The following is a 26,356-nucleotide window of genomic DNA, read 5'->3' as shown; positions in this document are numbered from 1 at the left end:
AGATGTACGACCCCACAGTCGCCCGGCTCACCTACCGCGGCCTGCTCGGCCGCCGCCGGGCTCTCATCCTGGGCGCGCTGCCCGTCCTGCTGATCGTGATCTCCGTGGCGGTCCGTGCCTTCACCGGCACCGACGACCAGGTCGCCGCCGACGTCCTCGGCGGGTTCGCGCTCGCCACCATGGTGCCGATCATCGGTGTCATCGCCGGTACGGGCGCGATCGGCCCGGAGATCGACGACGGCTCGGTGGTGTATCTGCTCGCCAAGCCGATCAAGCGCCCCACGATCATCTTCACCAAGCTGATCGTCGCCATCGCGGTGACCATGGCGTTCTCCGCGATCCCGACGTTCCTCGCCGGGATGATCCTGAACGGCAACGGTCAGCAGATCGCCGTCGCGTACACCGTGGCCGCGCTGGTCGCCTCCATCGCGTACGCCGCCCTCTTCCTGCTGCTCGGCACGATCACCCGGCACGCGGTGGTCTTCGGGCTCGTCTACGCCCTCGTCTGGGAAGCCCTCTTCGGGTCCCTGGTGGCCGGGGCGCGGACGCTCAGCGTTCAGCAGTGGTCGCTCGCCGTGGCCCACGAGGTCACGGGCGGGGACCTCGTCACCTCCGATGTGGGCCTTGCTACGGGGACGGTGCTGCTGATCGCGGTGACCGTGGTCGCCACCTGGTTCGCGGGGCAGAAGCTGCGGACGCTGACGCTGGCCGGCGAGGAGTAAGCGCTCCGGGGAGTCGGGGCGGCTCCACGTGCGCGTGCTCGCTGTTGGGGGTCACGCGCGCGTGGGGCCTCTTTTGATCTTGAGATCGGTTTTACGGGCGCAACGGCACACTTGTCCAAAGGAATGCACGGCAAGGAGGAACGGGGATGGCAAGGCAGGAACCACGAAGCGATGGTCAGGGGGAGTCCGAGGACACCTGGGACGACCTCGTCCTGGACGAGGACTTCATACGGTCCGCCGAGACGGCCGAGCCGTCGGCGCGCGCCCGTATGCTCGCGGCCCGCTGGCGGAAAGGGGGCCCCGAACCGCAGCCCTGGCGGTCGGACGAGCCGCCCGCAGGCTGGTTCTTCAGCAAGGCGCGGCGACGCAGATGGCGCCGCTGAGCGCTCCGCTGGACTTCGCCAAGGCCGCTCAGCCGCTCCCGGGCCGCCCAGCCGGGGTGCCCTTTTAATTCGGTGGCGCCCAACTCGGCGTAGGGGCAGAGTAGTTATGTCCAGGTCGCCGGGTTCCTCCGGTGCCACATTCTGGGAGAGGAGCGCGACGATGCCCATCAGTAGCAGTCCGTCGAGCTCCCGACAGGGCAGCCCGCGGCGCACTCCGGAGTAGCTACCGCTCCGTCGAGTCCGCCCCGCACGGGGAGCTGCCCGGGGCGGCCGCTTCGAGCGCGCATCATGCGCGGGCCGCCCCTCCCGACGTTGCCGGAACGCTGCCGCTGTGACATGCCAGGTGCCAGGTCACAGCGGCAGCGTTGCGCGCTCAGCCCAGCAACCGCTCCAGTACCACCGCGATCCCGTCCTCCTCGTTGGAGAGGGTCAGCTCGTCGGCGACCGCCTTGAGTTCCTCATGGGCGTTGTCCATGGCCACGCCGTGCGCGGACCAGCCGAACATCGGGATGTCGTTGGGCATGTCACCGAAGGCGATCGTGTCCGCCGCCTTGACACCCAGACGGCGGGCCGCGAGCGAGAGGCCCGTGGCCTTGGAGAGACCGAGGGGAAGGAGCTCGACGATGCCCTCGCCCGCCATGGTGACGGACACCAGACCGCCGACCGCCTGACGTGCCGCGTCCGCGAGTTCGTCGTCGGTCAGACGCGGGTGCTGGATGTACAGCTTCGTCAGCGGCTCAGCCCACAGTTCCGCGAGGTCGGTGAACGGGACGGCCTGCAGCTGTCCCTGGACCTGGTAGCCCGGGCCGATCAGGACGTCGCCGTCGAGGCCGTCACGGCTCGCGGCCAGGGCCAGCGGACCGACCTCCGCCTCGATCTTGGCGAGCGCCAGGCCGGCCAGCTGCCGGTCGAGGGTCAGCGTCGTGAGCAGCCGGTGCGCCCCCGCGTCGTACACCTGCGCGCCCTGAGCGCACACCGCGATCCCGTCGTACCCGAGTTCGTCGAGGATGTGGCGGGTCCAGGGCGCCGCCCGTCCGGTGACGACGATGTGCGCGGCGCCCGCCGCGGTGGCCGCGGCGAGCGCCTCACGGGTGCGCTCCGAGACCGTGTCGTCGGAGCGCAGCAGCGTTCCGTCGAGATCGGTCGCGACGAGCTTGTACGGGAAGGCGGGAGCGGAGTCGCTCACTTGGCGGCCTTGGCGACCGGCTCCAGGATCTCCCGGCCACCGAGGAACGGCCGCAGCACCTCAGGCACGCGTACGGAGCCGTCGGCCTGCTGATGGTTCTCCAGGATCGCCACGATCGTGCGCGGTACGGCGCACAGCGTGCCGTTCAGCGTCGCGAGCGGCTTCACCTGCTTGCCGTCACGCATACGGATCGCCAGGCGCCGCGACTGGAACTCCGTGCAGTCCGAGGTCGACGTCAGCTCGCGGTACTTGCCCTGGGTGGGGATCCACGCCTCGCAGTCGAACTTACGGGCCGCCGAGGACCCCAGGTCCGCCGAAGCCACGTCGATCACCCGGAAGGGCAGCTCCAGCGAGGTCAGCCACTGCTTTTCCCAGTCCAGCAGGCGCTGGTGCTCGGCCCGCGCGTCCGCCGGGTCGACGTACGAGAACATCTCGACCTTGTCGAACTGGTGCACCCGGAAGATGCCGCGGGTGTCCTTGCCGTGCGAACCGGCCTCGCGGCGGAAGCAGGGCGAGAAGCCCGCGTAGCGCAGCGGGAGGCGGTCGCCGTCGATGATCTCGTCCATGTGATACGCGGCGAGCGCCACCTCGGAAGTGCCGACCAGGTACAGGTCGTCATTGTCCAGGCGGTACACGTCCTGCGCGGCCTGGCCGAGGAAGCCCGTGCCGGCCATGGCCTGCGGGCGGACCAGCGCCGGAGTCAGCATCGGCGTGAAGCCGGCGGCCGTGGCCTGCGCCATCGCCGCGTTCACCAGCGCGAGCTCCAGGAGCGCGCCGATGCCGGTGAGGAAGTAGAAGCGCGATCCGGAGACCTTGGCGCCGCGCTCGACGTCGATCGCCCCGAGCGTCGCGCCGAGCTCCAGGTGATCCTTCGGCTCGAAGCCCTCGGCCGCGAAGTCACGGATCGCGCCGTGCGTCTCCAGCGTGACGAAGTCCTCCTCGCCGCCGACCGGGACGTCGGGGTGCACGAGGTTGCCCAGCTGGAGCAGCAGCTCCTGGGTCTCGGCCGCGGCCTCGTCCTGCGCCGCGTCGGCCGCCTTGACGTCGGCGGCGAGCTGCCCCGCCTTCTTCAGGAGCTCGGCCTTCTCGTCGCCGGAAGCCTTGGGGATGAGCCTGCCGAGCGCCTTCTGCTCGGCGCGCAGCTCGTCGAAGCGGACGCCGGACGACCTGCGCCGCTCGTCGGCGGAGAGCAGGGCGTCGACGAGCGCGACGTCCTCTCCACGGGCGCGCTGCGACGCACGCACACGGTCGGGGTCCTCACGGAGCAGGCGAAGGTCAATCACCCCTCAAGGCTACCGGTGTGGTGTTCGGGCCCACGACCCGGTATTCCGATCTGTCGCCGCTGACCGTTATGCGAGAGTTGATCGTCTATGTTAATAAAAGACACCTAACTCCCCCGAATGGGGCAGTTATGGTTCCACGACTTGACCTGATTTCCTTGCGAGGAGCGGGACTTGGGTCGCGGGTTGTCCACAGGGTCGACGCCCCTCGGAGAGTTATCCACAGGCTGTGTGAAAGATCTGTGGACTGCGGAGATGATTGTTCCGAAAGCGTCATGCAGGGATGAAAAGCCCCCGAACCCGACCCGCTCTCCATCCACTTTCGAGTGGAAATGGTTCGCTCCAAAGGGTTGGTTGAGGGAAACGGGTGGACGAAGCGTGACCTGCCACGCTGTGGGCCCAGTTGGGGATCGTAGGGCGATTTGTCGACTGCATCACGCTCCGTTGTCGACTTGTCCCCAGGTCGAGAACGGGCCCTGTGGATAACTTCTGTGGATGAAGAAGAGCGGCTGGTAGAACCGGCATGGACGGGCATGGACAGGGCTTGGACCGGCTAGAAACGGCCGTCCTGGCAGCGCGCCAGCCAGTCGGAGGCCGCCGCGAACTCGCCGTCGGACGTACCTGCCCCCGGCGCGCGTACGTCCTGGGGGTCGACCTCGGCCTGCGGATAGGACCCGAGGAACCGCACCTGCGGACACCTCCGCTTGAGGCCCATGAGCGCCTCGCCCACCCGGCGGTCCGCGATATGGCCCTCGGCGTCGATGGCGAAGCAGTAGTTGCCGATGCCCTCACCGGTCGGCCGGGACTGCAGCAGCATCAGGTTGACGCCGCGTACGGCGAACTCCTGGAGCAGTTCGAGCAGAGCGCCCGGGTGGTCGTCGCGCTGCCAGACGACCACGGACGTCTTGTCCGCGCCGGTCGGCGCCGCGGGCCGGGCGGGCTTGCCCACCAGCACGAACCGGGTCTGCGCGTTCTCCGCGTCGTGGATGCCGGTCTCCAGCGGTACGAGGCCGTACTTCTGGGCCGCGAACTCACCCGCGAAGGCCGCGTCGTAGCGTCCCTCCTGCACCAGGCGCGCGCCGTCCGCGTTGGAGGCCGCCGACTCCCAGATCACGTCCGGAAGGTTGTTCTTCATCCAGATGCGCACCTGCGGCTGGGCGGCCGGGTGCGCGGTGACCGTCTTGATCTCCGAGAGCTTCGTGCCTGGCCTGACCAGCAGTGCGAAGGTGATTGAGAGCAGCACCTCGCGGTAGATCATCAGCGGTTCACCGGCGACCAGCTCGTCGAGGGTCGTGGTGATGCCGCCTTCGACGGAGTTCTCGATCGGGACGAAAGCCGCCTCGGCCTCGCCGCCTCGGACCGCGTCGAGCGCGGCGGGTACGGACAGCATCGGGACGAGTTCCCGGGTGGCGGTCTCCGGGAGTGTGCGCAGGGCGACTTCGGTGAAGGTGCCCTCGGGGCCGAGATACGCGTAGCTGGCTGGCATGGCCTCACCCTAATGCGCCGTGCGCAGCCGGGCCGACGCTTCCGGTCCCGGCCACCCCAGGGGACTTTCTCACCCCTCCAGCAACCGCTGCCCCACGTACTCCCCCTCCGCCGCCCCGCCCGGCACCGCGAACAGTCCGCTCGCCTCGTGCCGGATGAACGCCGACAGCGCGTCTCCCCGGTCGAGCTTGCGCTGCACCGGTACGAAGCCGCGCAGCGGGTCGGCCTGCCAGCAGACGAAGAGCAGGCCCGCGTCCGGTACGCCGTCCTCGTCGAAGCCGTCGTGGAAGGAGAACGGCCGGCGCAGTATGGCGGCGCCGCCGTTCTGGTCGGGCCGGGTGATGCGTGCGTGAGCGTTGATCGGGATGATGAGCTTTCCGGAGGCGTCCGTCTTCTCCAGCTCGGGCTCGGTTGTCTCGGTGCCGCCGGTCAGCGGTGCCCCGTCCGATTTGCGCCGCCCGATGACATCCTCCTGGTCCTTGAGCGGGAGCTTCTCCCAGTCGTCGAGGAGCATGCGGATACGGCGTACGACGGCGTAGGAGCCCCCGGCCATCCATGAGGGCTCCTCCGAATCGGGTACGAAGATCCGCTGGTCGAAGTCTGCTTCGGACGGCTTGGGGTTGCGTGTGCCGTCGATCTGGCCCATCAGGTTGCGGGCGGTCATCGGCTGAGAGGTGGCGCCCGGCGAGCGGTTGAAGCCGTTCATCTGCCAGCGGACCCGGGCTGCCGAACCGGCGTCCTTCTGGATCGCGCGCAAGGCGTGGAAGGCGACAAGGGCGTCGTTCGCGCCGATCTGCACCCACAGGTCGCCGTCGCTGCGCGCCTTGTCGAGGTGGTCCGAGGAGAAGTCGGGCAGCGGGTCGAGGGCGATGGGGCGCTGCTTCTCCAGTCCCGTACGGGCGAAGAAGCTGTGCCCGAAGCCGAAGGTGACGGTCAGGGACGAGGGGCCCCCGTCACGTGCGACAGCCGTGTCCTCGCTGCCGGCCGCCTCGCCCGCCATCAGCCGCTGGGCCGTGGCTGACCAGCGGCGCAGCAGCGCGGCGGCCTCTCTGCGGCCCGCGCCCGCCGCCAGGTCGAAAGCGACGAGGTGGCCGCGTGCCTGGAGGGCGGTGGTGATGCCCGGCTGATGTTTCCCGTGAAACATCACCTCGTCCGCGCCGAGTGAGCTGAGGGGCACGGCCTGCTCGTCGGAGGGCGCCACGGCGTAACCCGCGGCCCCGCCTGCCGCACCGAGCGCGAGCCCCGTGGCACCGGCGGTACCGAGCAGCCGCCGCCGCGAAATGACCCCCTTGGGAGAGGTCTCCGGAGTGGACTGTTCAGCCATGGTGTCGTTCAGCCGATCTGCGCGTTCTTGTCGACGGTCACCTGGTCGATGTCGGAGGTCCGGACGGTGACCTCGATGTTCCAGTTGCCCGTCATGGGGATCTGCACCCCGGTCGCCGTCCAGTGTCCGGTGGCGATGCGGTCGGGGACCACGGGCAGGGGCCCGATGTCCTTTTCCTCGAGGGTGAGGGCGACCTTGACCTCGGGGATGTCGAAGGCCCTGCCGTTGGGCCGCTCTACGTAGACATGCAAGTCGTTGCCGCCGACACGAGCCGGGTCGAGTTCGAGCCGTGCGATGCCCTTGCCGTCCTGGCCGCCCGTGTCGAACGGCATCTCCAGGGACAGTGCTGCGCTCTCCGGCTGCGAGGCGGCGGCGGTGGCAGCCTTGGCATCCTCGACCGTGCGACCGGGTTCGGCGGAGGTCAGCGCGGTCGTCACGGCGAGCACGACCACGGCGACACCCGCCTCGGCGAGCACCGAGCGGCGCAGGCCCGAGCGTCGAGGGTCGGCGTCGCGGGCGCGCTTCTCGCGGGCGGTGGCCACGGCGGCCCGCTGCCGGGCCAGTTGGGCCGCACGCTTGCGGTCGCCGCCGCCCACCTGCGCGGCGGCCGGCTCCTTCTCGTCCGTACGCTCCTCCGCCTCTTCTGACTCTTCCGAGTCATCGCTCTCGCTCACGGCTTCCGGTGCCGACGTCAGCCGGGCGGTCCAGCGCCTGGAGATCCACGCGACGCCGACGAGTACGGCCACCAGTCCGATCTTGACGAACAGGAGTTGCCCGTACGACGTACCGGTGAGCGCCGACCAGGAGCCGAGCTGTCGCCACGACTGGTAGATCCCGGTCGCGGCGAGGACGGCCACGCTGCCGAACGCGACGCCGGAGAAGCGGCGTACGGCGGACGCCTCGATGGACGGGGCGCGGTAGAGCGCCACCAGCAGCGCCGACAGGCCGCCCAGCCAGGCGGCGACGGCCAGCAGATGCAGGACGTCGACGGGCATCGCGATCCCGGTCTGGATGCCGGTCGAGGCGTGCTCGGCCAGCGCCCAGGTCGCGGCCAGGCCTGCCGCCACGACGATCCCGCCGATGGCAAGGCCGAAGGTGAGGTCCTGCCTCTCCTTCTCGTCCTCGCGTTTCTCGAAGGCCCCGAAGAGTACGGCGATGAACAGTGCGCCCGCGGCGAGCAGCAGCAGCCGCGAGACCAGCGCCGCACCCGTCTTGGTCTCCAGCACCTGGCTGAGCAGACTCAGATCGAAGATGTCCCCGACCTTCCCGGAGCCGGCGTAGGAGCCGCGCAGCAGCAGCATGGCGAGCGTGGCCGCGGTGAGCGCGATCCACCCGGAGACCACGAGGCGCTGCACCGGCCGCACCCCGGCACCGCGCTGCCAGCAGGCGAGGACGAAGGCCGCACCGCCGACGAAGAGGGCGAATCCCGCGTACGCCACATAGCGTGCAAAACCGTAGAGTCCGCCCACGACTCCGCCGCCAGCCTCCTGGTCGGACAGCGCGACGGAGGTCTTCGAGGGCGCACCCACGGAGAACGTGAAGGCCCCCGACACGGGATGGCTGTCCGCCGACACCACCTGGTAGACGACGGTGAACGTGCCGTCGGGCAGGCCCTCGTGCAGATTCACGGCGTACGTGTTGCTGCCCAGGTCGGTGGTCTTGCCCTCGTCGACCTGCTTGCCCTTCGGGTCCAGGACACGCACCGAGCCGTCGGACATCGCGACCTTCTCGGAGAAGGTCAGCGACACCTGGGAGGGTGCCTGGTCGACCACCGCTCCCTGCTGCGGGTCGCTCCCGGTCAGCGCGGCGTGTGCCGAGACGGGCGCGGCCTGGGCGAACAGCGCGCCGGTGACGGCGAGGAGCAGCAACAACAGGATCCGTGCGCGGGGAGCGATGGCCTGCCTCACGGTGGTCCCTCCCTCAGTGATGCGAATTCGAGTGCGTCGAGGACCCCGACGACTTCGTGGACGTCGGCCGGTACGTGGCGGACTTCACCGGCATCTCGACCGTGATCGGGTCTGTCTTGGTGAAGCGCAGCTTCACGGACACCGTCTCGCCCTCCTTGGGCTTGCGCTTCAGCTTCTCGAACATCAGGTGGGTGCCGCCGCTCTCGAGGACGAGTCGGCCGCCCGCGGGGATCTCCAGCCGGCCGGCCTCCTTCATCCGCTGACCGGACGTCTCGTGGACGGTGACGTCCCCGGCGATATCGCTGGTGGCGGAGACGAGGTCGTCGGAGCTGTCGCTCTCGTTGACGACGGTCAGGTAACCGGCCGCCAGAGAGTCCGTGACCGGCTGGGGCATGTAAGCGGAGCGGACCGACAGGTCAGGGGCCGCGTCGGAGCCGTCGGCCGAGCCGCCGCAGCCCGCAAGGGCCAGACAGCCCGCCATGACGAGGGCCGGCGCGATGGGACGCCTCACGGTGTCTGCCCCTTGATCAGCTTGGGCAGGTCCTTGGTGTAGTCGTCGACGGTGGCGTCTTCCCCGTACAGCACATAGCCCGCGTCGGTCTTCGGCGAGAACGCGACGACCTGGGTGCCGTGCTCCGAGATGACCTTGCCGTCCTTGTCCTTGGTGGGCGGGTCGATGGAGATGCCGAGTTGCCGGGCGCCTCCCTGGATTGTGGAGAAGGAGCCGGTCAGGCCCACGACGGCGGGGTCGATGCCCTTGAGCCACTTGCCGAGCTCGGCGGGTGTGTCCCGCTCCGGGTCGGTGGTGACGAACACGATGCGGAGCTTGTCCTGCTCGGCCTTGGGCAGCTGCTTCTTGGCGACGGCGATGTTGTTCATCGTCAGCGGGCAGATGTCGGGGCAGTTGGTGTAGCCGAAGTAGATCAGCGTCGGCTGCCCCTTGGTCGCCTCGCGGAGGTCGTACGACTTGCCCTGCGTGTCGGTGAGGACGAGGTCCGGTTTCTCGAAGGGCTTGTCGAGGACCGTCGCGGCCTTCTCGGAGCCGGTCTCGGCGGACACCTCGGCGACGGGCGAGCTGCTGCTGTTGTCGCTGCTGCCGCAGGCGGTCAGGGTCAGTGCGGCCGCGGCGGCCAGGGCGGCGGCGAACGTCTTCTTGCGCATAGGAAAAGGTCCCAGATGTGAGAGCTGCGGCCCGCATCGGGGTCGTACGGCGCTGTACGACCCTGAGGGCACGCACCAGAAATGTCTTGGTTGTCAGGCGTCGGAACGCCGGCGACCGGCCAGAACGCCGTACGCCACGCCCGCCGCGCCGACGACGATGCCCACGATGCCCAGAACGCGGGCCGTGGTGTCGCTGGTGTCGGAGGAAGCGGCGGCCGCGTCCTCAGTCGTCTCGTTGGAGGCGGCCTCAGCGTCTTCGGCGTCGCCGGAGCCGCTGTCGGATGCCGCCGAACCGTGGTGGCCGTCCTCTGCGGCGGACAGCGCGAGTACCGGCGCCGGGCTCTCGGGCTCCTCCTGACCCTCCTGCGGAACCTCGATCCAGCGCACGACCTCCTTGTTGGAGTAGGTCTGGAGTGCCTTGAACACCAGCTCATCGGTGTTCTCGGGCAGCGCACCGATCGACAGAGGAAACTTCTGGAAGTAGCCGGGTTCGATGCCCTTGCCGTCGGCGGTCCAGGTGACCTTGCTGACGGCCTCGTCGATCTTCTCGCCGTGCAGTTCGACGGGTTTGGCGAGCTTGGACTTGGTGACCTCGACCTTCCAGCCGTCTACGGGCGCCGGCATGACCGAGGCGAGCGGGTGCTCGGTCGGGAAGTTCACCTCGAGCTTGGTGGTCGAGGCGTTGTCGCGCTCGTTCGGCACCTTGAAGTTGACCGTCGCGTATCCGCCCTTGGCGGCCGTGCCCTCAGGCGTCACGCTGACGTGCGCGAAGGCGGGGGCGGACAGAACGAAGACGGCCGAGGCGGCGACGGCACCGGCGGCGGCGATACGGGAAGCCTTCATGGCAGGGAGTACTCCACTTTCAGCAGTGGTTCGGTGAAAGAACGGGGTTGCGCACGCGAAAAGACGGGCACGCGCGCGTGCCGCATGACGGCACCCCTAGGAGTGGCGGTGCGTCGCGTCAGGCGGCGAGGACGAGATCCCCGTCCGACGGCGGCCCACGTCTGATCACCGAGTGCTGAAGAACGGTCGTACGGGGGACCGGCGGCCCGAGCTGCGTCGCGCGCGGCGCGCAGGGCACCGCCTCGGGCGCACCCGGAAGCCCAGCCAGCAGGGCCCGTACGAGCGCCAGGGCCCGCCGCAGCGCGTGGGCCGGCCCCTCCCCGTGCGCCGACAGCCGCATCAGGCGCCGCAGCGCGAGGTCCCCGTGGCGCAGCAGCCACCCGGCGGCTACGCCCGCGAGAACGTGGCCGAGCAGCATGGGCAGCGAGGGCAGCAGCGACACCGAGGGATCCGCGGCGGCCGTGACGGCGTCCGCGGAGTGGTGGTGCGCCGAGTGCCCCGCGCCGGTACTCGCGCTGGGGTCGATCCCCGCGTCGGCGAGGATCCGCCGGGCCTGCGCCGGGCTGATCGCCGCGACGGACGTGCCGCACACGATCCGCGCGGCCCGCGCCACGAGCGAGGCGTCCGCGCTCCCGGGCGCCACCGCCGTGCCGTGCTGGCCGAGCCCGAAGAGAGCATGCAGCACGGTCTGGCCGACCACCAGCAGCGCGGCGATGCCCGGCAGCGAGCGCTCACGCCCGGCGAGCGGCGCCGCGACGGCGAAGACGGCGAGGAATCCGGTCCCCAGCGACCACAGCGGAATGCCCTCGCAGGAGGCGATCGCATGCCCGGCCCCGGCCAGCACAACGCAGACCGCGGCGAACATCGCGGCCCTTGGAACCCGGAGATCACCTCCGGTGCGTGCGCGTAGTCGGGGGACACTCATTGCGGGCTCATCATCGCACTGGGCCCACCCGCTCCATACAGCAGGTCCGCAAGGTGCCGTACAGCCCGGAAGATCACGTTCTGGCAGGAGACGCCCTCATCTACACCGATCGCAGTCGGCGGAACATCCGCCGTATGGGCGGCATCACGTCAATCTCGCGCTTACAGACCGCCCCCTGGGGCAATACGTAACGGTATGTCGAGCCGCGGCCAGGAGGCGGGAGCATGAGCATCTGGTGGTCCCTCCATCTCCGGCGCGAAGCCGCGAGCGTCCCGCTCGCCCGACGTCTCCTGATCGGCACGATGGAGACCGCGGGGGTGGATCCGGATATCTCGTACGACCTCTCCGTCGCCCTGAGTGAAGCCTGCGCCAATGCCGTCGAACACGGAGGCGCAACGCCCGAAGGGCAGTCAGCTGAGGCCTTCCGGGTCACCGCCTACCTTGATGGCGAGAAATGCCGCATCGAAGTGGCCGATACCGGCCCCGGCTTCCCCTCCGCACGCAGGCGCGCTCTCCTCCGACCTGCCCCCGGCGACGCCGAGCACGGCCGGGGACTGTGTCTGATCGAGGAGCTCGCCGACCACGTCCAGATCGGCAACAAGCCGGGCCGGGGCGGCGCGGTGGTCAGCTTCGACAAGATCCTCAAGTGGAGGAAAGACGCGCCGCTGGTGGCGGTGTAGTGCTGCTGAAGGTGGGCCGGGGCACTGTTTCACGTGAAACAGCACCCCGGCCCACCTGTACGGAAGGGCTGCTCAGCGCCTCAGAGGGTGGCGCGCAGATGGCTGATGGTGACGAAGTGGTAGCCCTGGGCGGTCAGGGTGCGCAGGATCTGCGGGACCGCGGCGACCGAGGTGGGGTGGATGTCGTGCATCAGGACGACGTCGTTGCGCTGCGCCTGGTCGATGACGGTCCGGGCGACCTTGGCCGCGTCGCGGTACTTCCAGTCCTCGGTGTCCACGTCCCACATCACCGGCGAGAGCGTGGTCGCGGCCTTCACTTGGGCGTTCATCGCGCCGTAGGGCGGACGAAAGACAGTAGGAGCCTTGCCGGTGGCGGTCTTGATGGCGTTGCTGGTGCGGCCCAGCTGGGAGGCGATCTGCTCGGGGGTGAGGTTGGTGAGATCGGGGTGGTTCCAGGAGTGGTTGCCGACCTCGTGTCCGGCTTTCGCTTCGGCGCGCACCAGCTCGGGGTGGGCGGCGACGTTCTGTCCGGTGGTGAAGAAGGTGGCGCGCGCCTTGTACTGCGCGAGGTAGCTCAGCAGGGTCCCGGTCTCCGGCGCCGCCGGTCCGTCGTCGAAGGTCAGCGCGATGCACTTGACCTTCTTGCAGTCGGTGTCGTCGTCGCCGGGGGCGGTGTGGGTGGGGACGGCCGGTTCGGGGACGTGTGTCGCACCCAGGTTGAGCGAGCGGCTGGGCTTCATGGCCTGCCGCTGGACACGCTGTCCGAACGCGGACAGCCAGGGGGTGACCGTCCCCTTGGACAGGGTCACGATGTAGGTCCCGGCGGGCGGGACGCCGACCTCGCCGCGGTCGAAGGTCACGCGCAGTCCGCCGTCGGCGGTGAAGGTCATATCGTCCAGGGCGGCGGTGATGGAGTCCTCGGAGAGCGTGGCGTCGAAGAGGTCGGGGTCGAAGCCTTCGCGGCCCTTGAGCTGATCCTTCAAGGCGCCGACAAAGGCGTCTCGGGAGTCTTCGGCGACTAGCCCTAGGGCCGGTCGGTACGCGTCGGCCTTGCCGTCGTACCAGTACGTTCTCGTCGACAGCCCCGACCCGGCGCCGCTGTGGTCCTGCGTGCTGAGCCGCACGCCGAGCACGTCGCCGGAGGCGGCCAGGAAGTGATGGCTGATGTTGAGCTCGCGGCCCTCCGCGGTGGCCGAGCCTCCCTCGCACACCCCCGAGCGGAAGTTGGCCAGGCGCTCCTCCACGTCCTTCTTCATCGCGGCCGTCATCGCCTCCGCGCCGGGCACGTCCGGATAGCTCGTCGCGAAGGAGCAGGAACGGTGCTCGCTGCTGTCGCTGACGATCTCCAGACCCTTGATCTTCGACGGATCAATGGTGCGGACCGGCGAGGGGGCGGGGGTGGATCCGGGACGCCCGCCGGCGGATCCCGTACCCGCGGAGCCGTCCGAACCGGACGAGCAGGCCGCTGTGAAGGAGAGGGCTGTGAAGGAGAGGGCAGCGAGCAGCAGAAGCGAAGGGAGCAGAGTGCGAGTGCGCATGAGACCAGAACCTGACGGAGGAGACGGGCGGACGCCGACGACGGGACGCCGCGGTCGTTCTGGTCATTGATCGTTCGGGTCAGAGGCCTTTTTCAGCGACGCACAGAGCCACCCTGAACAATCAGTCCCGGTTGATTTCTCACGGTTTCAGACGCTTCAGGCGCCTCTATCGCGTTGGGCGCACGTCTGCTCATACGGCGCGTCAGGGACATAGGTCCGCCACTGCGCTTCGGTCAGCCCGCCGCCGGTGCGCGCACAGATGGTGCGGACGGCCTGGTCCGGGGCGACGGGGACACGCTGGAGCGGTACGTGGGCGCCGCCGGCGTAGACCGTGCCGCCGTCCTCGGCGAAGGCGAGGGAGCGGATCTCGTCGCCGGGGGTGGGCAGGTCGGTCCCGAGGAGTTGCTGTCCCTCGGTGTCCCACAGCCGCAGCGTTCCGTACGCGCCGCCCACGGCCAGCGTGCCGCCGTCGGAGGAGAAGGCGAGCGCCCCCACGGCCTCCGGCTCGCCCTGGGTGGCCGTGTCGGAGGTGCCGGTGAGCGCACCCGTACGGTGCCGGACGTCGCCGTCCCACAGGGTGACGTGCCCGGTGGAGTCGCCGACGGCGAGCCGGGTGCCGTCGGGGCTGAACGCCAGCGCGGTGACCTCCCGGCCGTCGGCGAGGGCGCGCCCGGTGACGTCGCCGGTCCCTGGATCGGCGTACTGGTCGTCGGAGCTCACGAGTAGATCCCCGTCCGGCCGCACGGCCAGTGCCACCCCGGAAAAGCCCTCCACGGTCCCCGACCGCCGGTGCTTCTCGGTGTCCCAGATCTCCGTTCCATAGCCGTCACTGTCGGTGGCGGAGCGGCCGGCCAGCAGCGTGCGGCCGCCGGGCCCCAGGGCGAGAGTGGTGGCCGGGCGGCCGACCGCACCGGAAGTGTCGAAAACCGTACGCACCTTGTGCGCCGGTACGTCCCACACGGTGAAGCGCAGTCGCAGCGCGCCCCGCGAGGACACGGCATCGGCGACGGCCAATGCCCGGCCGTCCGGGCTGAAGGCCAGCCGGGGGGTCTCCTCGTCGAACTGACCCGGCAGCACGCCGAGCTTCGCGCGGGCGAGGACTGTTCCTGTCCGGGTGGCGCGCAGTTCGAGACGGTAGCCGCCGCCGGACCGGGTGACGGTGGCCAGGGCGGCGCCGTCCGGGCTGAGCACGCTCGCGTCGGCCGGAGTGCTCTGCCACCGCGGGGTGAGCCGGTCGGTCAGGTCGAAGGTGTGGACCGTGGCGCCATCCAGGTAGCGCAGGAGCCGAGGCATGCCCCGGTCCCAGGTCAGCCCGGTGGCCTCATCCTTGGAAAGCGGTCGGCGGAAGACCTGCGTACCGCCGGTGGCCAGCCGCCATACGGCCAGCTCGTGGTCGTCCGCCGTGGCCAGGAACTCCCCGTCGGACGAGAGACTGGCCTGGGTGAAGCCGGTGATCCCGCCACTGGAGAATTCGGCGATCGTACGTCCGCTGCGGACGTCCCAGACCAGGGCTGTCGTGTTGTAGGCGGCGGACAGCCGCTTGCCGTCCGCGCTGAACCGCAGCAGACGTGGGCCGCCGTCCGCGCCGGATCCGGTGCCGCACAGGGTCTCGTCCGCCTGCTCCCAGTCTCCCGGCAGCCGCTTGTCGTCCGCGGTGTCCCACAGTTGGAGCGGCCCTTCGGCGGGGCAGAGCGCGAGCAGACGCCCGCCAGGGCCCACGGCCGAGGTGGAGAGCGTGCGCGGGATGCCGGTGCTGAAGAGGACCTCGCCGTCGTCCGCACGGTGCAGCCCGACCGTGCCCGGGCCGTCCGTGGGTCCCGTGAGGTACGCGCTCCCGTCGGACGCGCTGCCCTGCAGCGAAACGCCGCCCAGCTCGGCGGCAGGTCTCCCCAGCGGAAGGTCCCACAGCTTTGCGCCCCCGTCCGGCCCGGTGACATCGAGGAACCGGGAGTCGGGTCCGACACCGCCCACCTCCGTGCCGCTGGGCAGGCGGTAGGTGGCGGTGACCTTGTGGTCGGCCACGTTCCGGGCGGTCACCGCGGTGCCGTCGACGCTGAGCAGGGTCCGGCCGCCGTCGGCGAGGTAACGCCGGACGCCCCTCCCGGCCAGGGGATCGGTGAAGGCATCGCGCTCCGGTTGGGCCAGCGCGCCAAGCAGCGCCGAGCGGGACTCGGTGAGCGGGGCGACCTTCCACGCCGCCACCCCGAGCAGGGCAGCGGTACGGGGATCGGTGGAGCGCAGACTGCCGGCCACAGTGGCCAGGCGGCGGGCGGCGGCCTTGGCGGCTTCCTCCTCACTCACCCGGTCGCGCTGCCAGGCGACCAGACCGGCGGCCAGCGCCAGGACGAGGAACACCGACAGACCGACGGTCAGGGAACGCGTCCGCCGTGCCGTGCGGGTCTCGGCTTCCCGCTCGGCGTCCCGGGCCGCGAGGGAAGCGGTGAGGAAGGCCCGCTCGAGCGGGGTGAGGTCGTCGTTCGGGTGCCCGTGCCGGGTGAGGTCGTCGTCCTCCTCCGGCCGCGTGCCGCTGTCGTCCGGCTGCCGGGCGAACAACTCCTCGGCACGGGCCAGCCGCGTACCTCGGTAGAGCGCGCCGGGGTCGCGCTCCAGCTCCTCCCAGGCGCGAGCGGCCTCGCCGAGCCGGCGCTGCGCGCGCAGCCGGTCCCGGCCCTCCTCGATCCAGCCGGCCAGGCGCGGCCAGCCGGTGATCAGCGCCTCATGCGCAAGCTCCACGGTGTCGCCGTCCAGGGTGACCAGACGGGCGACGACGAGACGTTCCAGCACGTCCTGCGCACCGCTGCCGAGTTCGGCCCGGGACGCCGGACGACGGGTGTCCGCCGTACCTCCCCCAGTCCCGATTTCTCCCCCACTCTCGGCTTCCCATCCGGGTGCGATGAGCCGCAACAGAATCCGCCGAGCGACACGTTCCTGCTCCGCCGACAGCCCGCCGTACACCTCTTCCGCGGTGGCGGCGATCGCGCCGCGTACGCCACCTGTCTCCTCGTACGCCGCCAGAGTCAGCAACCTGCCGCGGCGGCGGCGCCAGGTCTCCAGCAACGCGTGGGAGAGCATGGGCAGCGCGCCCGGCTGGTCGACGACTTCGTCGATGATCCCGGCGGTGAGAGCACGTTCCACGTTCAGGCCGGCGGAGGTGGCCGGGCCGGTGATCACCTCGCGCAGCTCGTCCCGGCTCATCGGCCCGACCAGCAGATTGGCCCGGGAGACGGCCTCGGCCAGGTCACGGTGGCCGGCGCAGTGCCCGTAGAAATCACCACGAACGGCGATCACCACGCGCAGCCGGCTCTCCGGCCGTCGCGCGGCGAGCAGCAGATCAAGGAACCGGCCGCGTTCAGCACGGTCCTGACACAGGGTGAACAGATCCTCGAACTGATCGATGATCACCCAGGTTTCCCCGTCGCCGTCCCGCGCGACGAGCGCCTTCTCGTGCGTACGCGCCGGCCGCTCACCCGGAGTGAGCACACGGATCACCGCCGGCCGCTCCGCCCCCTGCCGCAGCCGCGGGATCAGCCCCGCCCGCAGCAGCGACGACTTGCCGCTGCCGGACGGCCCGAACACTGCCGCGAACCGGTGCTCGCGCACCAACTCCACCAGTGGGGCGACGAGTGTCTCCCGGCCGAAGAACAGATCGCTGTCGTCCGGCTCGAAGCGGGCCAGTCCCCGATACGGCGGCCTCTCGTCCGGCGTGGGCGCCCGGAGATCGGTGTCCGCCTCCCGCCAGCGCCGTTCCCATTCGTCCGGGTAGGCATCCAGCGCCTCGGCGTACGCCCGTACCACCGCCAGGGACGGCAGCTGCTCACCGGCCGCCGCCTGGGACAGCGCGGTCGTGGAGTAGCCCGCGCGCTTGGCCATCTCCCGGTACGGGGGCTTCCCGCCCTTCTCCCTGAGGAGACGCAGTTCGTGCGCGAGCCGCTGTACGGGACCGGCATCGGGGTCGACCGGCTTCTCGCGTCGTCCCACCAGGAACACCTTTCACATGCCTTGACCCGCACAGCAGTCGTACAAGCTATGTTTCACCCCATCCCCGCGCAATCCTCCCCGAGCTGTGATGCCGCCCACGGGAGACGGCGAGCGACGTCCGTCGCACACCCACTCTCAGGCCCCTCACAGCTGCCCATCAGCTCCCTGACGGTTGCCCTCCCTACGTTTCCTCGCATGACGGGAAAGCGACCCCCGCGGAGACGGCGGCGTCACGGCCTGTCCCGCGTCGGCCTCCTCTGCCGCCACTTCCTCGTAAACGCTTACGCAAAGGCTTACGTCGATGAGCAACCCGCCGGACGAAACGCTGGCGCAGGCCGCTGTGACCGCCCTGACCGGGCAACTCGCGCTGGCCCCCAAGCCCGGACTGCCCGACCCGCGCGATCGCGGCGCCCGCGCCACCGGCCGGGACCACAACTCCCTGCGCTGGTCGGCCAAGGCGCTGGAGCCCGGTCTGGCGGCGATGGCGGCCGCCGCGCACCGCACCGGCTCGGCGACGTCCGAACTCCGCGCCGAACTGGGCGCGATCGGGCGGTCCACCGAGCACTCGGTAGGGCTCGCGGGCGGCGGCCACCGAGGGGCACTGTGGGTCCTCGGCCTGCTGGTCGCCGCGGCCGCCCTGGAGCCCCGGGCCACCGGCCGGGACCTCGCCGCGACCGCCAAGCGGCTCGCGGCACATCCCGACCGGAAAGCGCCGCGCCGCCCCTCCCGCGGCTCCTCCGTCTCGGTGGAGTACGGCGCCGCGGGGGCGCGGGGCGAGGCCCGGGCCGGATTCCCGCACGTACGGCGGGCGTTGAGCGCGCTGGCCGCAGCACGCTCGGCGGGCGCCCCCGAGCCGTACGCCCGCCTCGACGCCCTGCTCACCGTCATGTCCACCCTTCAGGACACGGAGTTGCTGTACACGGCGGGCCCGCACGGCCTGCGGCACGTCCAGGCGGGCGCTCGCGGCGTCCTGGAAGCGGGCGGTACGGCCACGGAAGCCGGCCGCGCGGCTCTGGCCGCCTTCGACGACGTCCTCCATGCGCGCGCGTGGAGCCCCCGCGGAAGCAGCGGCCTCCTCGCGGGCGCCCTGTTCCTGGACTCGCTCCCGCTCCCGGTGGTGGTCAGTTCACCGGCACGGGCTGCCTGACCCGCGGTGCGGTGGCCCGCCTTCCGTCCGCCCACCGCACCGCGGGCCCCATCCCGTATGAAGCCGCCAGCATGAGTCCGCCGAGGACCAGCCAGCCCGGCGTCCCCCACCCCACGAGCAGCGCCGTCAGCACCAGCGGTCCCGCCGTGCGCGCCACGGTGACGCCCGTGCCGAAGAAGCCCTGGTACTCGCCGACCCGGTCGGCAGGGGCGAGATCGAAGGACAGATGCCAGGAACCCGCCGACTGCTGCATCTCGGCCACGACTTGAAGCACCGCGCCGGCGACCAGCAAACCCACCGCCACCCAGGCCGAGACCCCGGCCGACAGCGCGAACACCGCGCACGACGCCAGCATCACCAGCCCCGAACGCCGCACCGCGCGCGTGGCCGACGCGAGGCCCGTCACCCCGCGCGCCATACGCACCTGGAAGAGCATCACGGCACCCGTGTTGAGCACGAACAGCGCGGATACCAGCCAGGCCGGGGCATCGGTCCGCTCGGCGATCCACAGCGGGATGCCCAGGCTGAGCAGAGGCATCCGCAGCAGCAGCACGGTGTTGAGCAGCGTGACGACCGCGTACGGGCGGTCGCGCAGCACTCCGAGGGCGTCGCCCCTGCCGTTCCCTCCGCGCCCCTGACCGGCGCCCACGCGCGCGTGCACAGGCCTCACGGCCGGCAGCCGCAGCAGTACCCCCGCGCACAGCAGGAAGCTCACCGCGTCCAGCGCGAACACCCCGAGGTAGGCCTCCCGCGTCCCCATGTGCAGCGCGAGCCCGCCGAGTCCCGCCCCCACCGCGAGACCGGCATTGAGCGTCGACTGGAGGTGCGCGAGCAGCCCCGTACGCTCCTCCCGGGACACCAGCCCGGCCAGCAGGGCCTGCCGGGCCGCCGCGAGCCCCGACTGCGCCGCCGCGTACCCGCACGCCGCGAGCACGAACGGCACAAAGCCGCGTACGACCAGGAAGGACGCCACCGCGAGACCGGTCGCCAGCGCCAGCAGCACCGCCGTGCCACGCGGGCCGTGCCGGTCGGCGAGCCGCCCCAGGGGCACACCCGCCAGTGACCCGACCGCCCACGCGATGGTGAGCCCGAGGCCCACGCGCGTGGGGGCGAGCCCGACGATGTGGGTGAAGTACAGGACGGAGGTGACGTAGAAGGCCCCGTCTCCGACGGAGTTGCTCAACTGGGCGACGGCCAGGACGCGCTGCGGGCCCGCGGGCGGGAGAAGCGAGTTCGTCATGGGGACGACGCTACGGAGACAGTGGGCCCCTCAACAGAACCAATCAGCAAGCCATTTCATGCCCCAATTCCAGCGCCGACGTGCCCTCTGACGAGCCTCGAAAAACCCGCGTGCCCCTGCTCAATCGTCCGGCACCCGTGCTCCCTGCCCAGCCCTCGAGAAACCCGCGTGCCCGCGCCCTCAGTCCTCCAGCACCCGCCCCAAGAGCTCCAACGCCTCCGGATAGACCCGCTCCCGAGGCGTCCCGTACCCCACCACCAGCCCCTGGGGCCGCCCCTCACGCGCCCCGTGCCAGTGCTCCCCGAGGCACCCCACCGCAAGCCCCTCCTCGGCGGCCCGCGCGAGTACCGCGTCCTCGTACGCCACGTCCACCAGCGCATGCAGCCCGGCCGCGATCCCGAGCACACTGCGGCGCGGCCCCAGCCGGGCGAGCAGCTGATCCCTCCGCCGCCGGTACCGCAGTCGGCAGGCGCGTATGTGCCGGTCGTAGGCGTGGCTGGTGATCAGCTCGGCGAGGGCCAACTGGCCGATCGACTCGGTGTGGTGGTCGCTGTGCAGCTTGGCGTCGGCGACCGCGTCGACCAGGTGCGGCGGCAGCACCATCCAGCCCAGCCGCAGCGCGGGCCCGAGCGTCTTGGAAGCCGTCCCCAGGTAGACGACCTGTCCCGGTGCCATCCCTTGGAGTGCGCCCACGGGCTGTCTGTCGTAGCGGAACTCCCCGTCGTAGTCGTCCTCGACGATCAGCCCACCACGCGCGCGTGCCCAGTCCGTGAGCGCCCGCCGCCGCTCCGGGTGGAGCGTGACTCCGGTCGGGTACTGGTGCGCGGGCGTGACCACGACAGCCGCCACGCCGCCCAACTCCTCGGCGCGGGCGCCCCGTTCGTCGACGCTCACCGGGGCCACGGAACCGCCGTTGTGCCGCACCACGTCCCGGTGGAAGGGCAGCCCCGGGTCCTCCATGGCGATCACCCCGGACCCCAGTACGCGCGTGAGGAGCGCGAGCCCCTGAACGTAACCGGACGTGATCACGATCCGCTCGGGCGGCGCGATCACCCCGCGCGCCCGCCCCAGGTACCCCGACAAGGCGGTCCGCAACTCGATGCGGCCGCGCGGATCGCCGTATTCGTACGCCATGGAGGGCGCCACCGCGATGGCCCGCCGCAACGCCCGCAGCCAGGCCGCCGCCGGGAACGTACCGACGTCCGGACTGCCGGGCCGCAGATCAAAACGGGGCGCACGCGCGTGTGCCCCGTTCCCGGACGCGTCCAGAGATGTCGTGGGCAGCGCCGCCACCTCGGTTCCCGAACCCTGCCGAGCCGTCAGATAGCCCTCGGCCACCAGTTGGTCGTACGCCGCCTTCGCCGTCCCACGGGAGACGCCCAGTTCGGCCGCCAGCCGCCGTGTCGCGGGCAGCCGCGTCCCAGGAGCGAGCCGCCCCTCGCGTACGGCATCCCGAAGAGCCCGCTCAAGCCCCGCCCGACGCCCTGCCCGCGCATCCGGCTCCAGATGCAGATCGACACCGACGCCGGACCAGAAGTCGTCCACCAAAGCCGCCCCCCTAGACACACCGAAAGGCCGGGTACCCAGAAGGGCACCCGGCCATCACTCTCGTATCAGCCCTTATAGGGAGGCCATTTCGGCCCCGCGTGACGTCCTCGTCGAGCACTCGCGAAAAGCGCGAAAAGTCAGCCCTTCAGGGACGCCATCCACGCCTCGACCTCGTCGGAGCGGCGCGGCAGCCCAGCCGAGAGGTTCTTGTTGCCGTCCTGGGTGACCAGGATGTCGTCCTCGATGCGGACACCGATGCCGCGGTACTCCTCGGGCACGGTCAGGTCGTCCGCCTGGAAGTACAGGCCCGGCTCCACCGTCAGGCACATGCCCGGTTCCAGCGTGCCGTCCACGTACGTCTCCGTCCGCGCCGCCGCGCAGTCGTGGACGTCCATGCCGAGCATGTGACCGGTGCCGTGCAGCGTCCAGCGGCGCTGCAGCCCCAGCTCCAGCACGCGCTCCACAGGGCCCTCGACCAGACCCCACTCGACGAGCTTTTCGGTCAGCACGCGCTGCGCGGCATCGTGGAAGTCGCGGTACTTGGCGCCCGGCCGCACCGCCGCGATACCGGCCTCCTGGGCCTCGTACACGGCGTCGTAGATCTTCTTCTGGATCTCGCTGTACGTGCCGCTGATCGGCAGCGTGCGCGTCACGTCTGCCGTGTAGAGCGTGTGGGTCTCCACGCCGGCGTCCAGCAGCAGCAGGTCCCCGGAGCGGACGGGACCGTCGTTGCGTACCCAGTGCAGGGTGCAGGCGTGCGCGCCGGCCGCGCAGATGGATCCGTAACCGATGTCGTTGCCCTCGACCCGCGCGCGCAGGAAGAAGGTGCCCTCGATGTAGCGCTCGCTGGTCGCCTCGGCCTTGTCGAGGACCCGTACGACGTCCTCGAAGCCGCGCACGGTCGAGTCGACGGCCTTCTGCAGCTCGCCGGCCTCGAACGCGTCCTTGACCAGCCGGGCCTCGGAGAGAAAGACCCGCAGTTCCTCGTCGCGCTCGGCGGTCACCTTGTCGGTGAGCGCCGCCTCGACCCCGGCGTCGTAACTGCGCACGACACGGACAGGGCCGGTCGCCTCGCGCAGCTTGTCGGGCAGCTCGCGGACGTCGGCGGCGGGGATGCCGTACAGCTGCTCGGCCTCGGCCAGAGAGTGGCGGCGGCCGACCCACAGCTCGCCGTGGCCGGAAAGCCAGAACTCGCCGTTCTCCCGGTCCGAGCGCGGCAGCAGGTAGATCGTCGCCTTGTGGCCGTCGCCCTTGGGCTCCAGAACGAGGACGCCGTCCTCGGTGAGGTTGCCGGTCAGGTAGGCGTACTCGACGGAGGTGCGGAAGGCATACTCCGTGTCGTTCGAGCGGGTCTTCAGGTTCCCCGCGGGAATGACCAGCCGATCGCCCGGGAAGCGCGCGGAGAGCGCGGCGCGGCGGGCGGCGGTGTACGCGGCCTGGGGGATGGGCTCCAGGCCGTGCAGCTCGGTGTCGGCCCAGCCGGACTTCATGTTCTCGGCGAGCTCGTCGGACACACCGGGGTACAGACCGTTCTTGCGCTGCTTGATCGGCTCTTCAGACTCGTCCCCAGTCTCCGGAGTGAGCTCTTCGGCCACGGTCATCCTCCTAGATACGGCACTGGACCCCCTCCATCGTACGGTCGTACGGGAGGGGGCCCAGGGGGCCGGAAGCCCTTTTACGTGCCCTCCGAGCCACGTGCCCTCCGCGCGGCTCACTCGAAGCGTGCCGCCAGCAAAACCACGTCCTCCAGTCCGTCGGACGCGTCGAGCTCCTCCGGAAGCACCGTCCGCAGCACATGGTCGGCGATCGCCCCCGGGTCCGCACGCAGTGGCCTGGGCACGCTCGCCGCCGCCGCGTGCAGTCGAGCGAAGGCCCGGTCCATGGGGTCGCCGGTGCGCTGCAGCAGACCGTCCGTGTACAGCAGAACCGTCTCTCCTGGCGCTGCCCGGAATTCAACGCTCGGCGCCTCCCAGCAGGCGAGCATGCCCAGCGGCGCCGACAGCGACGTCTCCACGAACTCCGTGCGCCGCTCACCGATCAGCAGCGGCGGGCTGTGCCCGGCCCCGGCCATCGTGATCTTGCGCGAGGCGGGCTCGCAGTACGCGAACAGGGCGGTGGCGCTGCGAGCGGGCTCGGTCAGCCTGAGCAGCAGTTCCAGGTCGGACAGGACGGCGACGGGGTCCTCGCCCTCCATCACGGCGTACGCCCGCAGGGACGCCCTCAGCCGTCCCATGGCGGCCACCGCGCTGGGCCCCGACCCCGTGACGGACCCGACCGCGAGACCGAGCGCGGCGTCCGGCAGGGGCAGCGCGTCGTACCAGTCGCCGCCGCCGCGCGGACCGGTGCGATGCCGGGCGGCGAGCTGGACGCCGAAGACCCGGGGCAGCCGCGAGGGCAGCAGCTCGTCGGTGATCGTCGTCATGCACGCGCGCGTGCGTTCCAGTTCGACCAGCCGGGCCAGGTGTTCGGCCGCGTACCGGGCGTACAGGCCGACGAGGTGCCGCTGCCCCTCAACCGGTTCGGCGGGCTCGTCGTACAGCCAGACGGCGGCACCCAGTCGGCCCGCCGTCTCGGTGGACAGTGGGAGCGCGTAGCTCGCGGCATAGCCGAGGCGGGCGGCCACCTCGCGGTGACGCGGGTCGAGCCCGTCCTCGGAGAACAAATCGGGCTGTGCGATCTCACCCTCGCCGCCGGGCAGTCCGTCCAGGATTTTCCCGTACGACATGCAGCGGCGCGGAATCGTTTCGATGTGACCGAGATCGGCGCGGGCGAGGCCCAGGCCGATGGTCGTGTCCGGGCCGAGGCCGTCCCCCGGCTCCATGACGACGAGACCGCGCCGGGCACCCACGAGGGCGGCTCCCGCACGCAGAAGTTCATGAAGTGCGTCACTCAGCGACGCCGTGCGGACCATCCGCTCGGTCAGTTCGTGCAGCGTCGTGAGATCGGACACCCAGCCGGCGAGACGGTCCTGGAGAACGGCGCCCGGGGGGTTTGGGGAAGGGGCTGCAGAGGTACCGGGGACGGCAGGCGCGGGCGCGACAGTGTGTGTGGGGGCCGGAACAGTTGAATCGATTCCGGCCACTTTCGGAGGGTGAGGGGAGTTCATGGCGTCCGACTTTCGGACCAGTGCGTTTTGCTCAAAAGCATCGCAAACCCCCATGTCATTCTGCGCCGCTAGCACTGTCTCCACATGTACACGTACTCGTGAGGGGATGTCCAGCATTGTCCTGCTGGGATTCCTGGTGTCCGATGGGGAACTTGAGAAAAGCAAAGTTGGCTTAAAACTGCCTCGGGTTACGGCGTATTGCGGTCGACTGGCCTTGTTCGACGGAGCGTCACAGCGGTCGTGATGGGTACGTACTCGGTGAAGGCCAGGGGTGGTTGGGATCCTCCCGGAACCTGGCGACGGACCCGGGCGTCTTAACCATCGACGACCGTGCCCCATCCTCCCGTGGCGGAGGCGGCAAGCAACACGCGGGACAGCAATCGCCAGGCGCCGCCACCCCCACGCCATGCCCATGCTGTTGATAGGCGCAGTATGGACGCGGACGAAGCCAATGCTCGACCCATAGGGGTTCCCCTTGTCCTTGGCCGGGGTGTGATGCGTCAGCAGGTACGCACAGTGAAGTGATCGACACATGATGTGATGTGGTCCTCGGTGTTGCCAGGCGTGCAACGGAAAGGAACGAGCGCTCATGCGCGAGATCCTCGGAAGGCGACGCAGGCTCCTTTCCAGGCGGAACAATGGAAGGCCTGAGATGCTCGGCGCGGCCCTGACATTCGCGACCGCATGGCAGTGGCCCGTACTCCCCGGCGTCGCGCCGGACCCGCAAGGGCGGGCGCGCTGCGGGTGCCCCGATCCGGAGTGCACGGTTCCCGGTGCTCACCCCTTCGACCCCGGTCTCCTCGCGGCCACCACCGACGAGCGCATGGTGCGCTGGTGGTGGACGAACCGCCCCGCGGCGCCGGTCATCCTCGCCACCGGGGGCCAGGCCCCGTGCGCGGTGAGCCTGCCGGCGCTCGCCGCCCCCCGTGCGCTCGGGGCGCTCGACCACATGGGCATGCGCCTCGGCCCGGTGATCGCTTCCCCCACGCGCTGGGCGCTGCTGGTGAAGCCGTACTCCTTCGAGCAGCTGGGTGAGCTGCTGTACGCCAAGGACTTCGTGCCCGGCTCGCTGCGCTTCCACGGAGAGGGCGGCTATCTCGCGCTGCCCCCGTCCGAGACCGGACAGGGCCAGATCCGCTGGGAGCGGGCACCGCTGCCCGGCTCGGCCGCGCCCTGGGTGCCCGATGTGGAGGCCGTCGTGGACGCCGTGGTGGAGGCCCTCACTCGTCCGGGTGTGAGCGCACCCGAGTTGTAGGGGAATCGGGCGCGCGGCGAACCGCGCGCCCACTCTTGGTCGTTATCGTCCCTTTCATGCTGCGTTCCTCCGGAGGGCGACCCCCGGGCTTCCGAAGAGTTCGTCTCCCGACGCTGACGGGCGTCGCCGTCCTCGCGGCCACGCTGCCGCTGGCCGTGGCCTCCGCCGGGCCGGCGGGCCAGGAGAATCCCGCGGTCGTACGTACATCCGAACGCGTCGCCGACAGGGCGGCCGCACCGCGACCCGGCCCGGTCCGGAGTCCGCTGCTGCTGGGTCGGGATCCCGTCGGCACTTCCCACTGCGGACCCGAACTCGCCTCCCCCGACGGCATCGAGGCGCAGACCTGCGTACTGACCCAGGGGCGGGACACCTGGGCGCGTACGTACTACCGCAATGCGACCGGCGACGACCTCACCGCCGTACTGACCCTCATGGCGCCCGGCGGCCGTACCGTCCGGATGCACTGCGCGGTGGGCGCGGACGACGAGCCGGGGGCGTGCGAGACGCCTCGGGAGCGCACGATCGGGGACGCGCGGGCTTACACGGCGGTGGTGGAATTCGCGGCGGGTGCGGAGGGGCCCCTGCTGCTGCGTTCGGGGAGTGAATCGGCTGCGTAGGGCTCAACTCGCCTGCGGGGAGGGCGGGTTG

At 70.7% G+C, this 26,356-nt stretch carries 21 protein-coding genes; 6 read left to right on the top strand and 15 right to left on the bottom strand.

Annotated features, from left to right (window positions below):
• The first annotated feature begins 2 nt into the window (after positions 1 to 2).
• Complete coding sequence (locus G6048_RS07875; RefSeq protein ID WP_165338721.1) at positions 3 to 722, top strand: ABC transporter permease; 720 nt, start codon at positions 3 to 5, stop codon at positions 720 to 722.
• A gap of 146 nt (positions 723 to 868) precedes the next feature.
• On the top strand, positions 869 to 1,105 hold the full coding sequence (locus tag G6048_RS07870) for an SGM_3592 family protein (RefSeq protein WP_165338720.1): 237 nt from the start codon (positions 869 to 871) through the stop codon (positions 1,103 to 1,105).
• A 373-nt stretch (positions 1,106 to 1,478) separates the two neighbouring features.
• Here the strand turns inward: G6048_RS07870 and G6048_RS07865 are convergent, their stop codons facing one another.
• The 9 genes from G6048_RS07865 to G6048_RS07825 all read right to left on the bottom strand — a co-directional run bounded on the left by G6048_RS07865 (position 1,479) and on the right by G6048_RS07825 (position 11,216).
• On the bottom strand, positions 1,479 to 2,291 hold the full coding sequence (locus tag G6048_RS07865) for an HAD family hydrolase (RefSeq protein WP_165338719.1): 813 nt from the start codon (positions 2,289 to 2,291) through the stop codon (positions 1,479 to 1,481).
• Entirely contained in the window at positions 2,288 to 3,574 is a 1,287-nt protein-coding gene (gene serS, locus G6048_RS07860) for a serine--tRNA ligase (RefSeq protein ID WP_165338718.1), read from the bottom strand. The genes G6048_RS07865 and serS overlap by 4 nt, the downstream gene beginning before the upstream one ends.
• 550 nt (positions 3,575 to 4,124) lie before the next feature.
• Positions 4,125 to 5,057 (bottom strand): prephenate dehydratase, encoded by a 933-nt coding sequence (gene pheA, locus G6048_RS07855; protein WP_165338717.1) that lies wholly within the window; start codon positions 5,055 to 5,057, stop codon positions 4,125 to 4,127.
• A gap of 69 nt (positions 5,058 to 5,126) precedes the next feature.
• Entirely contained in the window at positions 5,127 to 6,380 is a 1,254-nt protein-coding gene (efeB, locus tag G6048_RS07850) for an iron uptake transporter deferrochelatase/peroxidase subunit (protein WP_165338716.1), read from the bottom strand.
• An 8-nt stretch (positions 6,381 to 6,388) separates the two neighbouring features.
• Entirely contained in the window at positions 6,389 to 8,287 is a 1,899-nt protein-coding gene (locus tag G6048_RS07845; protein WP_165338715.1) for a copper resistance CopC/CopD family protein, read from the bottom strand.
• Between the two features lie 13 nt (positions 8,288 to 8,300).
• A complete protein-coding gene (locus tag G6048_RS07840) occupies positions 8,301 to 8,798 on the bottom strand; it encodes a copper chaperone PCu(A)C (protein WP_328825704.1) in 498 nt (165 codons plus the stop codon).
• Positions 8,795 to 9,448 (bottom strand): SCO family protein, encoded by a 654-nt coding sequence (locus G6048_RS07835; protein ID WP_165338714.1) that lies wholly within the window; start codon positions 9,446 to 9,448, stop codon positions 8,795 to 8,797. The genes G6048_RS07840 and G6048_RS07835 overlap by 4 nt, the downstream gene beginning before the upstream one ends.
• Positions 9,449 to 9,541: 93 nt before the next feature.
• A complete protein-coding gene (locus G6048_RS07830) occupies positions 9,542 to 10,291 on the bottom strand; it encodes a YcnI family copper-binding membrane protein (protein WP_165338713.1) in 750 nt (249 codons plus the stop codon).
• A gap of 118 nt (positions 10,292 to 10,409) precedes the next feature.
• Complete coding sequence (locus G6048_RS07825; RefSeq protein WP_165338712.1) at positions 10,410 to 11,216, bottom strand: hypothetical protein; 807 nt, start codon at positions 11,214 to 11,216, stop codon at positions 10,410 to 10,412.
• A gap of 224 nt (positions 11,217 to 11,440) precedes the next feature.
• On the opposite strand from G6048_RS07825, the gene G6048_RS07820 reads away from it, so the two are divergent.
• Positions 11,441 to 11,896, top strand: coding sequence for an ATP-binding protein (locus tag G6048_RS07820; RefSeq protein WP_165338711.1), 456 nt, complete (start codon positions 11,441 to 11,443; stop codon positions 11,894 to 11,896).
• 80 nt (positions 11,897 to 11,976) lie between these two features.
• On the opposite strand, the gene G6048_RS07815 is transcribed toward G6048_RS07820, so the two are convergent.
• Together G6048_RS07815 and G6048_RS07810 are read right to left on the bottom strand one after the other, a co-directional pair.
• Positions 11,977 to 13,434 (bottom strand): polysaccharide deacetylase family protein, encoded by a 1,458-nt coding sequence (locus G6048_RS07815; protein ID WP_165338710.1) that lies wholly within the window; start codon positions 13,432 to 13,434, stop codon positions 11,977 to 11,979.
• A 156-nt stretch (positions 13,435 to 13,590) separates the two neighbouring features.
• A complete protein-coding gene (locus G6048_RS07810; protein ID WP_165338709.1) occupies positions 13,591 to 17,412 on the bottom strand; it encodes an nSTAND1 domain-containing NTPase in 3,822 nt (1,273 codons plus the stop codon).
• 301 nt (positions 17,413 to 17,713) lie between these two features.
• On the opposite strand from G6048_RS07810, the gene G6048_RS07805 reads away from it, so the two are divergent.
• Positions 17,714 to 18,559, top strand: a complete 846-nt coding sequence (locus G6048_RS07805; protein ID WP_165338708.1) for a triphosphoribosyl-dephospho-CoA synthase — start codon at positions 17,714 to 17,716, stop codon at positions 18,557 to 18,559.
• Here G6048_RS07805 and G6048_RS07800 read toward each other — a convergent pair.
• The 4 genes from G6048_RS07800 to G6048_RS07785 form a co-directional block, all read right to left on the bottom strand.
• Positions 18,534 to 19,799: an MFS transporter gene (locus G6048_RS07800; RefSeq protein ID WP_165338707.1), complete on the bottom strand. Its 1,266-nt coding sequence runs from the start codon at positions 19,797 to 19,799 to the stop codon at positions 18,534 to 18,536. The genes G6048_RS07805 and G6048_RS07800 overlap by 26 nt on opposite strands.
• A 180-nt stretch (positions 19,800 to 19,979) precedes the next feature.
• Positions 19,980 to 21,344: a MocR-like pyridoxine biosynthesis transcription factor PdxR gene (pdxR, locus tag G6048_RS07795; RefSeq protein ID WP_165338706.1), complete on the bottom strand. Its 1,365-nt coding sequence runs from the start codon at positions 21,342 to 21,344 to the stop codon at positions 19,980 to 19,982.
• Positions 21,345 to 21,484: 140 nt separating this feature from the next.
• Complete coding sequence (locus G6048_RS07790) at positions 21,485 to 22,942, bottom strand: aminopeptidase P family protein (RefSeq protein WP_328825703.1); 1,458 nt, start codon at positions 22,940 to 22,942, stop codon at positions 21,485 to 21,487.
• Between the two features lie 116 nt (positions 22,943 to 23,058).
• On the bottom strand, positions 23,059 to 24,570 hold the full coding sequence (locus G6048_RS07785; protein WP_165338704.1) for a PP2C family protein-serine/threonine phosphatase: 1,512 nt from the start codon (positions 24,568 to 24,570) through the stop codon (positions 23,059 to 23,061).
• A 472-nt stretch (positions 24,571 to 25,042) separates the two neighbouring features.
• Here G6048_RS07785 and G6048_RS07780 point away from each other — a divergent pair, with 472 nt between their 5' ends.
• Together G6048_RS07780 and G6048_RS07775 are read left to right on the top strand one after the other, a co-directional pair.
• Positions 25,043 to 25,708, top strand: a complete 666-nt coding sequence (locus G6048_RS07780; RefSeq protein WP_165338703.1) for a bifunctional DNA primase/polymerase — start codon at positions 25,043 to 25,045, stop codon at positions 25,706 to 25,708.
• A 56-nt stretch (positions 25,709 to 25,764) separates the two neighbouring features.
• Positions 25,765 to 26,325 carry a hypothetical protein gene (locus G6048_RS07775; protein ID WP_165338702.1) on the top strand — a complete coding sequence of 187 codons (561 nt, stop codon included), beginning with the start codon at positions 25,765 to 25,767 and terminating at the stop codon, positions 26,323 to 26,325.
• The last annotated feature ends 31 nt before the right edge of the window (positions 26,326 to 26,356 follow it).

Origin of the sequence: Streptomyces ureilyticus, from assembly GCF_011045025.1 — a bacterium.
GTDB lineage: Bacteria > Actinomycetota > Actinomycetes > Streptomycetales > Streptomycetaceae > Streptomyces > Streptomyces ureilyticus.
Note: the sequence above shows the minus strand (reverse complement) of the source record. Positions and strands in the feature narration are given on the sequence as shown.

Coding starts and splice junctions, on each gene's coding strand:
- G6048_RS07875 (WP_165338721.1), top strand. CDS start 3: ATGTACGACCCCACAGTCGCCCGGCTCACCTACCGCGGCCTGCTCGGC.
- G6048_RS07870 (WP_165338720.1), top strand. CDS start 869: ATGGCAAGGCAGGAACCACGAAGCGATGGTCAGGGGGAGTCCGAGGAC.
- pheA (WP_165338717.1), bottom strand. CDS start 5,057: ATGCCAGCCAGCTACGCGTATCTCGGCCCCGAGGGCACCTTCACCGAA.
- efeB (WP_165338716.1), bottom strand. CDS start 6,380: ATGGCTGAACAGTCCACTCCGGAGACCTCTCCCAAGGGGGTCATTTCG.
- G6048_RS07835 (WP_165338714.1), bottom strand. CDS start 9,448: ATGCGCAAGAAGACGTTCGCCGCCGCCCTGGCCGCCGCGGCCGCACTG.
- G6048_RS07830 (WP_165338713.1), bottom strand. CDS start 10,291: ATGAAGGCTTCCCGTATCGCCGCCGCCGGTGCCGTCGCCGCCTCGGCC.
- G6048_RS07825 (WP_165338712.1), bottom strand. CDS start 11,216: ATGAGTGTCCCCCGACTACGCGCACGCACCGGAGGTGATCTCCGGGTT.
- G6048_RS07820 (WP_165338711.1), top strand. CDS start 11,441: ATGAGCATCTGGTGGTCCCTCCATCTCCGGCGCGAAGCCGCGAGCGTC.
- G6048_RS07815 (WP_165338710.1), bottom strand. CDS start 13,434: ATGCGCACTCGCACTCTGCTCCCTTCGCTTCTGCTGCTCGCTGCCCTC.
- G6048_RS07805 (WP_165338708.1), top strand. CDS start 17,714: ATGAGCAACCCGCCGGACGAAACGCTGGCGCAGGCCGCTGTGACCGCC.
- G6048_RS07800 (WP_165338707.1), bottom strand. CDS start 19,799: ATGACGAACTCGCTTCTCCCGCCCGCGGGCCCGCAGCGCGTCCTGGCC.
- G6048_RS07785 (WP_165338704.1), bottom strand. CDS start 24,570: ATGCTGGACATCCCCTCACGAGTACGTGTACATGTGGAGACAGTGCTA.
- G6048_RS07780 (WP_165338703.1), top strand. CDS start 25,043: ATGCGCGAGATCCTCGGAAGGCGACGCAGGCTCCTTTCCAGGCGGAAC.
- G6048_RS07775 (WP_165338702.1), top strand. CDS start 25,765: ATGCTGCGTTCCTCCGGAGGGCGACCCCCGGGCTTCCGAAGAGTTCGT.